A 13,902-nucleotide genomic window follows, 5' to 3' on the forward strand; every position below is an offset into this window, starting at 1 on the left:
CAACGATACCGCCACCGGCATGGCGAAAAAGACCGGCAAGACCAAGATCAACTCCGTCGATCGCGTCGATTTCGACGGTTTCGGCGAGGCTCCGCGGGCCGGCTTCGGCCATGTGCCGGCCCAGAAGCTCACCGGCCGCGACATCGCCCGCGCCGCCGCCACCGATCCCGAGGCCATGGCCAAGGTGCGCGAGGCGCTCGATGCTTCGGTGAAAAAGCAGAAGGCCAAGAAGGGCGAGGACGTTTCCGGCGCCACCACGGTCGGCGTCACCGCCACGGTCAAGGCGCTCGAACAGATCATCCTGCACGGCCGCAAGGAAGTGGAAGGCTCCGCGCCCTGGATGCCGCATCGCCCCGAGCGCCCGGTCAAGCGCGGCGCCTCGAAGCCCTTCCGCCTCGCCACCGACTACGTGCCCGCCGGCGACCAGCCCACCGCCATCGCCGAACTAGTGGAAGGCGTCGAAAACGGCGAAACCGATCAGGTCCTGCTCGGCGTCACCGGCTCTGGCAAGACCTTCACCGCCGCCCAGGTCATCGCCCGCACCCAGCGCCCGGCGCTGATCCTCGCGCCCAACAAGACCCTCGCCGCCCAGCTCTATTCCGAGTTCAAGGGCTTCTTCCCGGACAACGCGGTCGAATATTTCGTCTCCTACTACGACTATTACCAACCCGAGGCCTACGTCCCGCGCACCGATACCTATATCGAGAAGGAATCGACCATCAACGAGCAGATCGACCGCATGCGCCACTCGGCCACGCGCGCGATCCTCGAGCGCGACGACGTGATCATCGTCGCCTCGGTGTCCTGCATTTACGGCATCGGCTCGGTGGAAGACTACACCGCCATGACCATCGACGTGCAGAAGGGCGAAAAGATCGACCAGCGCCAGCTGCTCGCCAAGCTCGTCGCCCTGCAATACAAGCGCGGCGATACCGGCTTCGTGCGCGGCACGTTTCGCGTGCGCGGCGATACCGTGGAAATCTTCCCGGCCCACTATGAAGCCGCCGCCTGGCGCGTCACACTCTTCGGCAACGAGGTCGAGGCGATCACCGAATTCGATCCCCTGACCGGCAAGAAGTCCGCCGACCTCACCTTCATCCGCGTCTACGCCAATTCCCACCACGTGACGCCGCGCACCACGATGAACCAGGCGATCAAGCAGATCAAATCCGAGCTCGCGGCGCGCCTGCAGGAACTCAACGGCGCCGGCCGCTTCCTCGAAGCCCAGCGGCTGGAACAGCGCACCCTGTTCGATCTCGAAATGATGGAAGCCACCGGCTCCTGCGCCGGCATCGAGAATTATTCGCGCTACTTTTCCGGCCGCAAGCCCGGCGAGCCGCCCCCGACCCTGTTCGAATATCTTCCCGACAATGCGCTGGTCTTCGTCGACGAAAGCCACGTCACCATCGGCCAGCTCGGCGCCATGTATCGCGGCGACCTGCGCCGCAAGGCGACCCTGGCCGAATACGGCTTCCGCCTGCCCAGCTGCATGGACAATCGCCCCCTCCGCTTCGAGGAGTGGAACGCCATGCGCCCGCAATCGGTCTATGTCTCGGCCACGCCCGGCTCCTGGGAAATGGAACAGACCGGCGGCGTCTTCGCCGAACAGGTCATCCGCCCCACCGGCCTCATTGATCCCCCGGTCGAAATCCGCCCGGCCACCCATCAGGTCGATGACGTCATCGACGAAATCCGCCAGACCATCAAGGCCGGCTACCGCACCCTGTGCACCGTCCTCACCAAGAAAATGGCCGAGGACCTCACCGAATATATGCACGAGCAGGGCATCCGCGTGCGCTACATGCACTCGGATGTCGACACCATCGAGCGCATCGAGATCATCCGCGACCTGCGCCTCGGCGCCTTCGACGTGCTTGTCGGCATCAACCTCCTCCGCGAAGGCCTCGACATCCCCGAATGCGGCCTCGTCGCCATTCTCGACGCCGACAAGGAAGGTTTTTTGCGCTCCGAAACCTCCCTCATCCAGACCATCGGCCGCGCCGCGCGTAACGTCGACGGCAAGGTGATCCTCTATGCCGACAAGGAAACCGGCTCGATGGAACGCGCCCTGGCCGAAACCAACCGCCGCCGCGAAAAACAGATCGCCTACAACCTCGCCAACGGCATCACCCCCCAATCGGTCAAAGCCCGCATCAACGACATCATCGACTCCACCGCCGAACGCGACCACGTCACGATTTCCATCGGCAAGGGCAAAGACGGGAAAGAGAAGACCGTCACCGGCGACAACCTGGCGACGGTCATCAAGGACCTCGAACGCGAAATGCGCGAGGCGGCAACGAACCTTGAGTTTGAGAAAGCAGCAAGGTTGAGGGATGAGGTGAAGCGGTTGCGCGAGATGGAGCTGGATGTGCTCGAAGCCGACCCCACGCTCTGAGTGCGAACCTCGTCCCGACGAAGTCAAGCGGCTGCGGGAGATGGAGTTGGATACCTTGGAGGGGGAGGTTAGCTAACTGCGTCCAATACGTCCTGCACCCTCTCCCGTAAAGGCAAGCACGCTCCCACCCCAGAGTGTCTATAGACACCTAGTCATCAGCAATCTTCTGGATGATGGAACTCATCCCGACGGGCTTGTCACCTACTTCCGCCATTCTCGCGACGACTAGATTTCGAACTATTTCGTATGACACAGAGAGATTTTCATTCGCCACAAATCTTTTGATTATGTCTCGTCCCGGCAATAGCTTTCGCCAACTACCATCTGCGAAAGCTGTCTCCACCTGTTGCCGAGTCTGCTGCTCAAAGGCTTTGATAGCTTCGAGCGAAGCGGGCCCGTTAAGTAGTTCGTTCACTCTCTGTTGTGATTTCTCCAGAGACTTTCTGAGAGCTTCCGAAGGCGACGGTGATTTAGGATCGAAACTAGCATTTATTCCTCTTATAATCGAAGAATTGCCATAGTTTCTCAACTTCTCATAAATTACTGAGGGGACGATTTCCCTTGCAGCCGCTTCGAGCTTTGTATCAACTAATGCCGCCGTATATCGCGCCTCACCAACGATCCCATTTAGTACGGAAGCGATATGTGAAGCGCCGAGGAGGTAGTTTTCAATATGATAAACATCCCAAGAGAAGCGCCTTACTTTCTGAGGGAAGTCTGACCCTTCATCATCGAAGTCGGCATCGACTATTGCGAAGAATTTTGTCGGTATATCTCCCTGTTCGTAGGCACGCTCTAAAACCTCATGCAAAAGCTTTACCCGAACTTTGTTTGTGGCGGAAAGTATGTTCACTCCTTCTAGCTCTTCAGGAAACAACTTAAGAACGAATTTCTTGTCGAACTCAGAGTCCCCACCACCCTCAAAAAGCAGCCCTTTCCCGCCCGGCCGGTACGCAGCAAGGTCGCCGACCAAGTCGGCCACGGCGAAGTCCAAGTCACTGGTTTCTCCACCAAGTTGCTTCAGTTGACCATCAGAAGCTATGGAAGCGCTAGCAGGGACCATATGAAAGACGCTAAAACCAGGTTTGCCCACAGCTTCCCGTATTAGCGCATCGGAGTGCGTTACTAACCAGATTTGGTTTTGCAAGGCCTCCCCAAGATGACGTTTATAGAAGTCCGGCAATCCGCGAATAAGCCGAGGATTAAGGTGAAGCTCCGGCTCATCTAACAGGATGATTGAGTCTTGTGGAGCGGAGCTTCTTATCCGGAGATAGCCATACAATATCTCCTTTTCGCCTGAACTGAGCTCATCCAGATCATGCTCGGTTCCGTCTGCTGTCCTCACTGGAAATCGCATAGAACCATCAATCGTCGGCTGCGGCCCTAGAAAATTTTTGTTGGGAAAGAATGCCTCAAACAACTCTTTCAACGTCCTATCTAGGGAATGATCTGCCCTGAATGAAGCACTTGCCTTTTCCGCCAACAACTCCTTGATGTAATTTCCCGCCATCTCACTTTTAACATTATTATACTTATTGTTATAGTTATAAAGAGAGTGGGCGCTATATTGCTGTTCCTGCTGATCCAAATTCAGGTTTATGCCTTGAACAACTTCCCTACCATAGTGCCTTTGCGCACCATGAAAATCGATCACCCCAATTTGTCTAGGTCTGTAATTGCTGAAAACAATCGATAGTAAATTTGCCTCTGACAGATTTATTGATCCTTCAGGAGAAATTTCTATTGTTGCGCCCAAAGAAGCGTGTGTCAGCTCGCTTTCAACAATCGGCATGACCGCCTTAAGGCGCTCGTCAACTTCGCTCTGCCGCTCACGAAACTGCGCTGTATATAGCGACCGAGTGTAGTCACCCCACTGGAAGGCTTCGGGGATGAGGGTACGCCAGATTGTTTGCTCCGTGAGCTCAGCAAGATTCGCCTTGATGTATTCGCGCTCCCGCTCTCTGAGTTGAAAGCCAACTTCGATGCGTACGGGCTTTCTTTTGTCATTGAAAAGCCCGTCTAAATTCCGGGACCTTCCCTGCAGTTGGATCTGGAACTCTCCGAAAAACTGCTGCCACTCATTCTGCTGGTAGCCGCCATACGTCGACTTTACCAACCGCACCGCGTCGAAAATACAAGACTTTCCCGATCCGTTTTGACCAGCAACAATGATCGTATCGCCAAGGTCGCGCGCTTCCAGTTTTTTGATGCCGCGAAAATTCGAAATATCAATGTTTGTAATTCGCATTTATTAGTCCAAAATCTTCGAGGTGAATGATCAGGCGCGGGACGGTTGTGTCATGTGCAAACATGGTAATTCGAACTGTTGACCTCACGCACTAAAAAAGGCGGGATTAACGAAGTCGCCCACAGATACTTTTGGCTCGCTGCGATGCGACGCCGCGCTTAATATTCGCTCTCTGGAGGAGCCGTGACCGACGTGATCTTGAGTACATAACCCCGCGCTATCCCCCCAATAAAAACCCTTCATTGGACACCCTGCCCGTCCAACCCCACACTCCCCGCATGACCACAGCGCTCCTCTCCAACGGCGGCCCGCCGCTTGATGATGACGACACCCACACCCCGCCTTGGGGCAGGAACGGCATTGGCAACTATTTCATTTGGGCAGCGGCGAAGAAAAAGGCATTCGACGCGCCCTACGATATCGCAAAGCTCCGGGCTCAACGCGCCTCGCTGATCGGGCTGACCTATGAGGAGTATGTGTTGGAAATCCTCGAACGCGGGCGCTATCTCAATGCCGGCGACACCGAGCGCATCGCGCAGATCGTGGCGAAGCGTGGGGTCAGGTATTAGGGGAAAGCACCCCCACCCGGCCTCCCCCTGTAACAGGGGGAGGAGAAGAGGGGCCCAAAAAGGCGCCGCATTCTCGATGGGTCCCTCCCCCTTCTGCAGGGCTCCGATCCGGCCCGAAGGGCGAACGGCTGTAGTGGATCCGTTCGAGGGAGGAGGTTAGGTGGGGGTGAACTGCTGTGCCCCGACAAAGATGAACCACCCAATCAAGTCGGGTGGTGACGATGAGGCGAGAACCGATATCCCCACGCCGTCATTGCCCGACTTGATCGGGCAATCCATCTTGGTTGGGCTATCCCACATCCGCCCTTTGGGCACCTTCTCCCTCATGGGAAGAAGGGGCGTCGTCCGGGCACCCCCAATAACTTATCCCCGCCCCCAAAACCCTGTTTTATTCTCCTCCCATCCCCGCCGGTTACGCGGTCCCGACGCAGGGTCGGGCGGGGAGGATCGGATGGGGAGGGCGCTCCCCTGCCGGGGTAGAAAATTGGCAGCCGGGCCTGCAATATGGTGCCGCCTGAGACCAGACCCCTTAAGCAAGCCGATTTCCGTGACGGGCGGCCTTTGGCTCCCCTCGTTACCAAAACGGTCTGGGTCAAAGGCCGCCCGTTACCCGTGCTCAGGCATCGGGTCCGCCCCGCGCCGGTTCGGTGCCCCGGGGCAAGAGGAAAGCGCGACGCCATCGGGCCGGGCGCGGTTTCGGCGCGTCCACTGCCCGGTCTTATCCCCCTCCTTGCCGATGCTGCGATAATGGCGGCAAAGGAGAGTGAGCATGACCAGACCTGATCTCGGCCCCCGTGCCATCGACGCCTATAATCGCCTCGCCCGCGAACTGGCGGCGTTCAATTTCGTGCTGCGCAAGACCAAGCCCAGCGGCACGGTCAGCGGCGAAACGCTGATGGCGCTCAATGGCCTCATCAATATCGCCAATCGCCTGTTTCGCCGCCACCGGGACCTGCCACGCTTCCTGCCGGTCGATGTCGGCATCCCCATGGCCATGGCCGATCTGTCGGTCGTCATCGCAAGGCTGACCCTGGCGGCGCTGCTCTATCAGGAGCGCTATCGCCATCTGACCGCTTCGGCGCGTCCTTATGTGTTCAACCACGATCCGCCGGCCAATTAAGGCCGGTTCCGGTTTGGATCACCGGGCGCGCAAAAATATCGCGCGCAACCGGTGCCCTGGCTCCCCGTTACTCCTGCAATCCCAACGCAGGAGCCGTTTCATGACCAAGGACCATCACGACGACACCGATATGACCCCCGCCGAAGTGCAGGATCGCATCTGGGAGCTCGCCAAGAAAATCGATATCTGCATGTTCACCACCTGGGATGGCGAACGCCAGCGCAGCCGCCCGCTCTCGGCGCGGGTGCATCGCGAAGAGCACGCCATCTATTTCCTCGTCGATGTCGAGGGCCACAAGAATGGCGAGATCGAGCGCTATCCATTCGTCTCGCTCGCCTGGGTCGATAGCGGCGGCCACAAATATGCTGTGGTCTCCGGCAAGGCCAAGCTCAGCAATGATCGCGGCAAGATCACCGAGCTGTGGAGCGACTGGGACAAGGCCTGGTGGGAAGACGCCAACGACCCCGATATTCGCCTGATCACCGTCACCCCCGAGGATGGCGAACTCTGGGACAGCCCCAACCGAGCAGTTTCCTTGGCCAAGATGGCTTTCGCGGCCGTAACCGGCGCCACGCCTGACATGGGCGACAACGCCAAGGTCGATCTCTAGGGTTTTCGGGCAGCGCGCTGCGGTTCGCTGCCCGCCTTTTCCTCGACGCATGGACGGGTGATAGAATGGGCAAAACACTGGGAGAAAGCCGATGCGCGCCCTGATTCTCGCCGCCGCCGTGCTGGCCACAGCCTCCGCACCCGCCATGGCGGTCACCATCACCGCCCGTGTATCCGGCGGCAATATCGCCGTTCACACTGGCCCCGGCGATCGCTATGCCGTGGTGGGCCGCGTCGCCAATGGCACAGAAATCCCCATCGACTACTGCACGCAGGTGGACAGCGATTCCCGCTTCGGCAGCTGGGGCGATGCCGGTCACCCGCTCTGGGGCGCCGGTGCCAAGCAATGGTGCCGCATTCCCGATACCGGCTGGGTCGAGCGCAGCTGGATCGTCGGTCGTGGCCTGGTCAACGTCACCCCACCCGATTTTGCCGGCGCCGGTTGGTAACTGCGCTTAGAGCCAGCCGCTCAATTCGCGGCGCACCATGGTCTCGACGAAATCCATGCCGCCGGCACTGTCATTGAGGCAGGGAATGTAGGCGAACTTCTCGCCACCGGCCTCGATAAAGGTATCCTTGCCGCCCATGGCGATTTCTTCCAGCGTCTCGATACAGTCGGCCGAAAAAGCCGGCGCCAGGATCGCCACCTTCTTGATGCCCTTGCCTGGCAGCGCTTCCAGCGTCTTGTCGGTATAGGGCTGCAGCCATTCCGTCGGGCCGAACCGGCTCTGGAAGGTGACCATCAGCTTGTCTTTCTCCCAGCCCAGATACTCCCGAACCAGCCGCGTAGTCTTGAAACACTGGCAGTGGTACGGGTCGCCCTTCTGCAGATACTCCACTGGCATGCCGTGATAGCTGGTGATCACCACGTCCGGCTCGAAATCGAGCTTGGCCACGCCGTCGCGAATGGAATCGCCGAGCGCGCGGATATAGGCGGGATCGTCGAAATAGGCCGGCGCCGTGCGCACCGCCGGCTGCCAGCGCATGGTCTTGAGCGCGTCGAAGGCCTTGTCATTGGCGGTGGCGGTGGTCGTAGCAGAATATTGCGGGTAGAGCGGCACGAGGAGAATTTTCTGGCAGCCAGCCTTCTGCATCTTTTCCAGCACCGACTGGGTCGATGGGTTGCCGTAGCGCATGGCATATTCCACCATCACGCCATCGCCGGATAGTCTTTCTGCCAGGTTTTCGGTCTGGGCGCGGGTGATGACGCGCAATGGGCTCTCGTTCTTTTCCTTGTCCCAGATCTGCTCATAGGCGTGGCCGCTTTTCTGCGGCCGGAAGGAGAGGATGACGAGATTGAGGATCGGCCACCACAGGAATTTGTTGGTCTCGATCACCCGCGGATCGGAGAGGAATTCCTTGAGATAGCGCCTGACGCTCCAGTAATCGGTGGCATCGGGCGTGCCCAGATTGAGCAGCAGCACCCCGACCTTCTGTGTGGGCACGGCAGGATGGTTCGGAGGCAGGACTTGCGACATCAATGGGCCAGTTTGGAGGAATTCCAGGGTGGCCGCACCATACCCGCTTCAGCTCTTATCGCAAGGCGGCGATGGGTCGCGCTGCAATTTGAGCATGATCAAACCCTAGAGGCTGGCAATCAGCAAGAGGACGCCAAATCCCAACACCGCCACGGCGCCCAGCAATTCGGCCCACCACACCACATGCCCGGCCAGGGCGCTGTCGGCGCCGCCGATGCGGCTGACGAGCCCCTTGGCGGTGACGGCCAGCGTCGCCAGTGTGGCCACAGTGATCGCCGTACCCAGCGCCATCAGCAGCACCGAGACGATCCCAGCCGCCAGCAGACCCTGCGACAAGGCAAAGACCAGCACCACCAGCGCGCCCGAGCAGGGCCGCAGGCCAACCGCCAGCACCACGCCCAGCTGTTCGCGCCAATTGCCCTTGAGATCGGCCGGGCCGATGGCGTGATGCATATGCTCATGGCCATGCGCACCATGGTCATGGTGAGCGCAGTCATGATGGTCGTGATCGTGATCGTGATGCTCGTGGCCATGGTGATCCTCAGGATCATTCCAATGGTCGCGGCGGCGGTGGCCGTGATCGTGCTGCGCTGCGGGACCATGATGATGGTGCCCCCAGCCGAAAATCTTGCGCAGCACCAGCCAGAGGCCCAATAGCGCCACCAGCGCATAAGAGATCACGCCGACCCAGTGGGCAGCATCGCCCAATGCCGTGCTGGTGAGATTCAATATGCCGGCCAGCACCAACACGAAGGCAACAGCCACCACGGCCTGCATCAGCGCTGAAAGCCCGCTAAGCACGATGCCCTGGCGCAATTGCCGCTCATTGGCCAGCACATAGGACGAGATCACCACCTTGCCATGCCCGGGGCCGGCGGCGTGGAAAATGCCATAGAGAAAACTCAGGCCACCCAGCATCCAGAAGGCATTCCCATCGGTGCGCAAGCCATCGAGCGCCGCCGTCAGTGCAGCGTAGAAATCGCGTTGCTGCTGTTGCAGCCAGCCGAAAAAGCCGGTGCGCGGCAGGTTGAGGCCCACTTCCGGCGGCGGTCCACCAAACGGGGTCGCAGGCTTGGCCTGTGCCATCTGCGTCACCGCCTCCATCGCCGTGGTCGGCACCGGCGCATGCGCGCAGGACAAGACGACGAGGCCCTGCGTGCCGCGCATCGCCGCCGCCAGGTCGGGCGGCAGTTCCAGCACTTCCGGGCCGAGAGCGTAGAGACGCTCTTCGGTGGTCCGATCCATCGGTTTCGGCGGTTCCAGCGTCACCGTGCAGGCATTTGACGCTTCCAGCAGATTGACATCGGCCAAGTCGGCCACGCTGATGGCGACATAGTATTCCGGGTCGTAAATGCCCAGTTCGAACCGGTGCCCGGGAGCCTGCGGCTGATTGGCGGCGATGGTGAATTCAAGCGTCACGCGATTGTTGTCGTAGCGCATGTGCTGGTCGCCGACGGCGGTGAAATCCATGTCGTCACCGGCATAGGTGTAGAAATGGAAATCCGCGAGGGCGGCCATGTTTTCGTCGGCCAGCTCCTGCATTTCCTCAGGGCTGACGCTGCCATCGCCATTGGTATCCAGCCCCTGCACCATCCACACCGAAAAGGCGGTGTCGAAGGTCCAGCTATGGTGCAGGCTCTGCACGCGCCCCTCGGCGTCGAAGCCGATATCGACCTTGGCATCGATGAAGATATGCGGATGGGCGATCGCTGGTTGCACCAGACCCAACAGGGCCATGCCGGAAAGTACAAGGCCAGCGCAGGATCGTAGGAAATTCAAAGCCAGCCCCTTGCGCACCCCAGCGGGGCGCAGTTCGTCAGTCATGCGGTGTAGGCACCATTGCGCGTGCTTCGCCCAGCAATGCGGCAATCTAGTGAATGGGATGGGTCGCAAACCAATCGACCAGATGGTCGATCAACGCCCTCACCTTACCGGCAAGATGGCGGCGATGCGGATAAACCGCCTGCAGAGTCTGGCCAGTCGGCAGGTAGTCTGCCAGCACCGGCACCAGCTCGCCGGCTGCGATGGCCGGATCTGCCAGATAGGAGGGCAGCATCACAAAGCCCAGGCCCATCGAGGCAGCACTGCGCGCGGCCAGTGGCGAATTGACCCGCAGCGGCCCGTTTACCGGCACGGAAATGGTCTTGCCGTCTTCCACGAACCTCCAGTTGGACTGGCCTTGCAGATTGACGTCGACGATGCAGGGCAGGTGGCGGAGATCTTCGGGGTGCTTTGGCGTGCCAACCTTCTGCAACAGACTCGGCGCCGCGCCGGTAACCACATGCATATCGGCGATCTTGCGGGCAATCAGCGAGGAGTCGGCCAGCGTCGAAATCCTCAGCGCCACATCGATCCCCTCATCGACGAGATCGACATAGCGATCCTCGAGCCGCAGATCGAGCGTCACCTTGGGATATTTGAGCAGGTAGTGATAGATCGCCGGCGCCAGCGTGGACTCGCCGAAATTGCGTGGCGCCGATACGCGCAACATGCCCCGCGGCTCGGCGGTCTGGTCGGTGATGGTGGCGTCAAGATCATCGAGCTGCTGCAACAGGCTCGAGGCCTCGCGATAATAAGCCTCCCCGGCTTCGGTGAGGCTGAGCTTGCGGGTGGTGCGGTTCATCAACCGCACGCCGAGATAATCCTCGAGATCGGTGACATATTTGCTGAGCAGCGCCTTGGAGCGCCCATGCTGGCGGGCTGCGGACGAGAACCCGCCGGAATCGAACACCTGCACAAAGGCGCGGATACGGGCGAGATCCTGAGTCATGTTCACCGCTCATCGCTGCATTCTGGGAGCAATCCGCGTGCCGCCGGGATCGTCTGCGGTGGCGCGTTCGCGTCCATTATGCCGTTTGCTACTGTCAATCGACGCATAACTCATCTGCATCTGCTGAACAATAACAGCCCTTGGTCGTTGTCCGATTAACGATAGGATAGAAGGCTCATCGACGCGCATAAGGAGTTCGGACTATTTTCCCGCCTATGTCCAGGCCATCCTCTCGTTCGGCGCTCTATCGGCTCATTGAAGCCGGCCAATTGGCGCACAAGGCTCTCTTGGTGCCGGTGCTCGAGAAAGGTCTCGAGCCTGGTGACGACGCCATTTTGTTCGAGCTTGGGCGCGCCGGCTCCACCGAACAGCAATTGAGCGACGAGTTGGGCCTGCCCCCATCCGCTCTCGCCACCCGCCTTGACCGCCTGACCGATCGCGGCCTCGTCACTCGCCAGGCCGTTGGCCCGGAGCTGGTTCCGGGAGTGGCCCTGACCGAACGCGGCGTGCGCATCCGCAACGCCCTCGCCGACCACTGGGCGCAGCTGGAAGAGGCCTTGCTGGGCGAACTCAAGTCCAAGCAGCGCAAGACCTTCGGCAAGACCCTTGCCCGCTTCGTGGAGCTTCTTCGCCTCTGACGCATTTCTGCCAAAGCCCCTTTTCCGCGCGCCGCAGCATTAAGACTTCATTCAGCTTCGGTTCATCCGCGATGCGCTTAGATGCGGGTTCAGAGCAAGAATGCCTCAACAGGGAAAGGAGACCCCCATGGCTCTCAATCGGAAGCTTATGGCATCCGGCCTTGCTGCATTGGCGGTATTAGCGACCACGGCGGCTGCTTCTGCCGCCCCCGCCTTCGCCACGGGCAATGTCAATGTGCGCAACGGGCCGGGCACCGGTTATCGCGTCGTCGATACGCTGCGTCGCGGCGAACAGGTCGACGTGCAATATTGCCAGGGTTCGTGGTGCTATGTGGAAAAGCGCGGTCCCGATGGCTGGGTGTCGTCGAGCTACCTCGCCAGCGGCGGCAATGACTGGAACGACGGTTGGGAACGCCCGCGTCCGCCCCGTCCTCCGCATTGGAACCCGCGTCCGCCGCGCCCGCCACACTGGAATCCGGGCCCGGTCTATCCGGTCTATCCCACTTACCCCAGCCGGCCTGGCGCCAGCTTCTGCTTCAACGGTCCCAACGGCTATTTCTGCGTCGGGAACTAAACCAATGCCCTGGCGCCGCCCCACTCGGGCGGCGCTGGCCTATTCGACCTTGAGACGCTCCACATCGATACCGTGCCGGGCCAGGGGCTCGCGCATGCGCCGGATCAGGAACTCATTGAGTCCATAGGTCACGATGGCGCCCACGGCGAAGGCAATGCCGAAGCCCATCCAGCCTTCCTGATTGGCCACCACGATGGCCGCCAGCAAAGTTGCGACACCGCAGCCGAGCAGCACCCAGTTCTTCTTCTGCTCGGCCACCTGCATGTTGCGGGCACCCGAATGCAACAGGTCGCGCAACTCGCTATCGCTCATCGCCGCGAGTTCTGGATTGTTGCGCTCTCGCCTGATGGTCTCGATATAGGCATCGACGCGGCGCATGGTCAGCGCATCCTTGCGGTCGGTGCGGCGCCCACGCGTCAGCATCGTCCAACCGCCGCCGACCAGCAGCAACACCAGCGCGATCTGTAACAACATGCCCATCAATACCTCCGCAGACGCTTTATATGCGGTCTGACCGGCGCGATGGCAACCGAGCCGACTGCTATTCGTGCCCCGCCTGCTGCGGCACCGGCGGTGGCACCACCTTTCGCGCCCGCTCGCGCGCCATCACCACCAGTCCGGCAGCCACGATAATGCCGGCCCCTAGCATGGAGATGGGGTCGATCCATTGGCCGAACAGCGCCACGCCGAGGAAAATCGCCCAAGGCAGGGAAAAATAGTTGAACGGCTGCAAGACGCTGGCCGGCGCCATGGATAGCGCGAACACCATCACGCCATGGCCGGCGCAGGTGGTCAGCGTGATGAACGCCACCAGCGCTACATCCCGCCAGCCCATCGGCTCGATGAAAAACACGCCGACGACGCTGGACAGCACCAGCCCCACCAGGGCGACATAGGTCATGCTCGTCGCCGCGCTATCGACCTGGCTCACCTTGCGGGTGATGACGATATAGAAGGCGTAGAGCGTTGCAGAGGCCAGTGCACAGAGCGCGCCCAAATCGAGCGGCACGCCACCGGGGCGCATGATCACCATGGCGCCGAGGAAGCCAGCGCCAACGGCGACGAAGCGAAAGACGCCGACCTTTTCGCCCAGCACGGGGATGGCGAACAGTGTTACCAGCAGCGGATAGACAATGACGATGGCCTGCAATTCACCGAGGGACACGGTCTTGAGCGCAATGGCGAAAAACCAGATGTCGCCGATCAGCAACACGCCGCGCATCACTTGCCAGCCGGGCATGCGCGAACGAAAGGCCTGCCGCAGCGGGGCCTGGCGGGCCACCAGAACCAGCGCGAACAGGGCAAAACCCCAATAGCGCAGCATGGTGATGAGGAAGGGCGAATAGTCCTGCACCAGCATTTTCGACACGGCATCCTGAACCCCAAACACGCCAACCGTGATCAGAGTGAGAAGAATGGCGCGGCCGGTCGTATCGGCGCGCGGCGTGTCGGGACGAGATTGCATTGTGGAACTGACCGGGACGAAAAGCCCCGCAGC

Annotated in this window: 13 protein-coding genes; 7 read left to right on the forward strand and 6 right to left on the reverse strand. The window is 60.5% G+C overall.

All coding sequences use genetic code 11. The features are described 5' to 3' along the window. Nucleotides 1–19 precede the first annotated feature (19 nt). Entirely contained in the window at nucleotides 20–2,398 is a 2,379-nt protein-coding gene (gene uvrB / locus BGO80_RS04480) for an excinuclease ABC subunit UvrB (RefSeq protein WP_502686540.1), read from the forward strand. Nucleotides 2,399–2,546: 148 nt separating this feature from the next. Here the strand turns inward: uvrB and BGO80_RS04485 are convergent, their stop codons facing one another. Continuing rightward, nucleotides 2,547–4,646 carry an AAA family ATPase gene (locus BGO80_RS04485; RefSeq protein WP_286719388.1) on the reverse strand — a complete coding sequence of 700 codons (2,100 nt, stop codon included), beginning with the start codon at nucleotides 4,644–4,646 and terminating at the stop codon, nucleotides 2,547–2,549. A 278-nt stretch (nucleotides 4,647–4,924) separates the two neighbouring features. Between BGO80_RS04485 and BGO80_RS04490 the strand changes: the two genes are divergently transcribed. From BGO80_RS04490 to BGO80_RS04505, 4 genes are all read left to right on the forward strand, one after another. After that, nucleotides 4,925–5,215, forward strand: a complete 291-nt coding sequence (locus BGO80_RS04490) for a hypothetical protein (RefSeq protein ID WP_286719389.1) — start codon at nucleotides 4,925–4,927, stop codon at nucleotides 5,213–5,215. Nucleotides 5,216–5,984: 769 nt separating this feature from the next. Further along, nucleotides 5,985–6,335: a hypothetical protein gene (locus tag BGO80_RS04495; protein WP_286719391.1), complete on the forward strand. Its 351-nt coding sequence runs from the start codon at nucleotides 5,985–5,987 to the stop codon at nucleotides 6,333–6,335. Between the two features lie 100 nt (nucleotides 6,336–6,435). Then, a complete protein-coding gene (locus BGO80_RS04500; protein ID WP_286719393.1) occupies nucleotides 6,436–6,945 on the forward strand; it encodes a pyridoxamine 5'-phosphate oxidase family protein in 510 nt (169 codons plus the stop codon). 91 nt (nucleotides 6,946–7,036) lie between these two features. Further along, complete coding sequence (locus tag BGO80_RS04505; protein WP_126151089.1) at nucleotides 7,037–7,393, forward strand: SH3 domain-containing protein; 357 nt, start codon at nucleotides 7,037–7,039, stop codon at nucleotides 7,391–7,393. Between the two features lie 6 nt (nucleotides 7,394–7,399). Here BGO80_RS04505 and hemH read toward each other — a convergent pair whose 3' ends face one another. From hemH to BGO80_RS04520, 3 genes are all read right to left on the reverse strand, one after another. Beyond that, nucleotides 7,400–8,422, reverse strand: a complete 1,023-nt coding sequence (hemH, locus tag BGO80_RS04510) for a ferrochelatase (RefSeq protein WP_286719395.1) — start codon at nucleotides 8,420–8,422, stop codon at nucleotides 7,400–7,402. A gap of 105 nt (nucleotides 8,423–8,527) precedes the next feature. After that, nucleotides 8,528–10,246, reverse strand: a complete 1,719-nt coding sequence (locus BGO80_RS04515) for a HoxN/HupN/NixA family nickel/cobalt transporter (protein ID WP_286719397.1) — start codon at nucleotides 10,244–10,246, stop codon at nucleotides 8,528–8,530. Between the two features lie 46 nt (nucleotides 10,247–10,292). Then, complete coding sequence (locus BGO80_RS04520) at nucleotides 10,293–11,192, reverse strand: LysR family transcriptional regulator (protein WP_286719399.1); 900 nt, start codon at nucleotides 11,190–11,192, stop codon at nucleotides 10,293–10,295. 215 nt (nucleotides 11,193–11,407) lie between these two features. Here BGO80_RS04520 and BGO80_RS04525 point away from each other — a divergent pair, with 215 nt between their 5' ends. Both BGO80_RS04525 and BGO80_RS04530 read left to right on the forward strand, forming a co-directional pair. Continuing rightward, nucleotides 11,408–11,830: a MarR family winged helix-turn-helix transcriptional regulator gene (locus BGO80_RS04525; RefSeq protein ID WP_126151093.1), complete on the forward strand. Its 423-nt coding sequence runs from the start codon at nucleotides 11,408–11,410 to the stop codon at nucleotides 11,828–11,830. A 127-nt stretch (nucleotides 11,831–11,957) separates the two neighbouring features. Then, nucleotides 11,958–12,404: an SH3 domain-containing protein gene (locus BGO80_RS04530; RefSeq protein ID WP_286719401.1), complete on the forward strand. Its 447-nt coding sequence runs from the start codon at nucleotides 11,958–11,960 to the stop codon at nucleotides 12,402–12,404. A gap of 39 nt (nucleotides 12,405–12,443) precedes the next feature. On the opposite strand, the gene BGO80_RS04535 is transcribed toward BGO80_RS04530, so the two are convergent. Together BGO80_RS04535 and BGO80_RS04540 are read right to left on the reverse strand one after the other, a co-directional pair. Further along, on the reverse strand, nucleotides 12,444–12,878 hold the full coding sequence (locus BGO80_RS04535; RefSeq protein WP_126151095.1) for a hypothetical protein: 435 nt from the start codon (nucleotides 12,876–12,878) through the stop codon (nucleotides 12,444–12,446). Nucleotides 12,879–12,945: 67 nt separating this feature from the next. Further along, on the reverse strand, nucleotides 12,946–13,869 hold the full coding sequence (locus BGO80_RS04540; RefSeq protein WP_286719403.1) for a DMT family transporter: 924 nt from the start codon (nucleotides 13,867–13,869) through the stop codon (nucleotides 12,946–12,948). Nucleotides 13,870–13,902: the final 33 nt, after the last annotated feature.

Origin of the sequence: Devosia sp. 63-57 (genome assembly GCF_001899045.1) — a bacterium.
Taxonomy (GTDB): domain Bacteria; phylum Pseudomonadota; class Alphaproteobacteria; order Rhizobiales; family Devosiaceae; genus Devosia; species Devosia equisanguinis.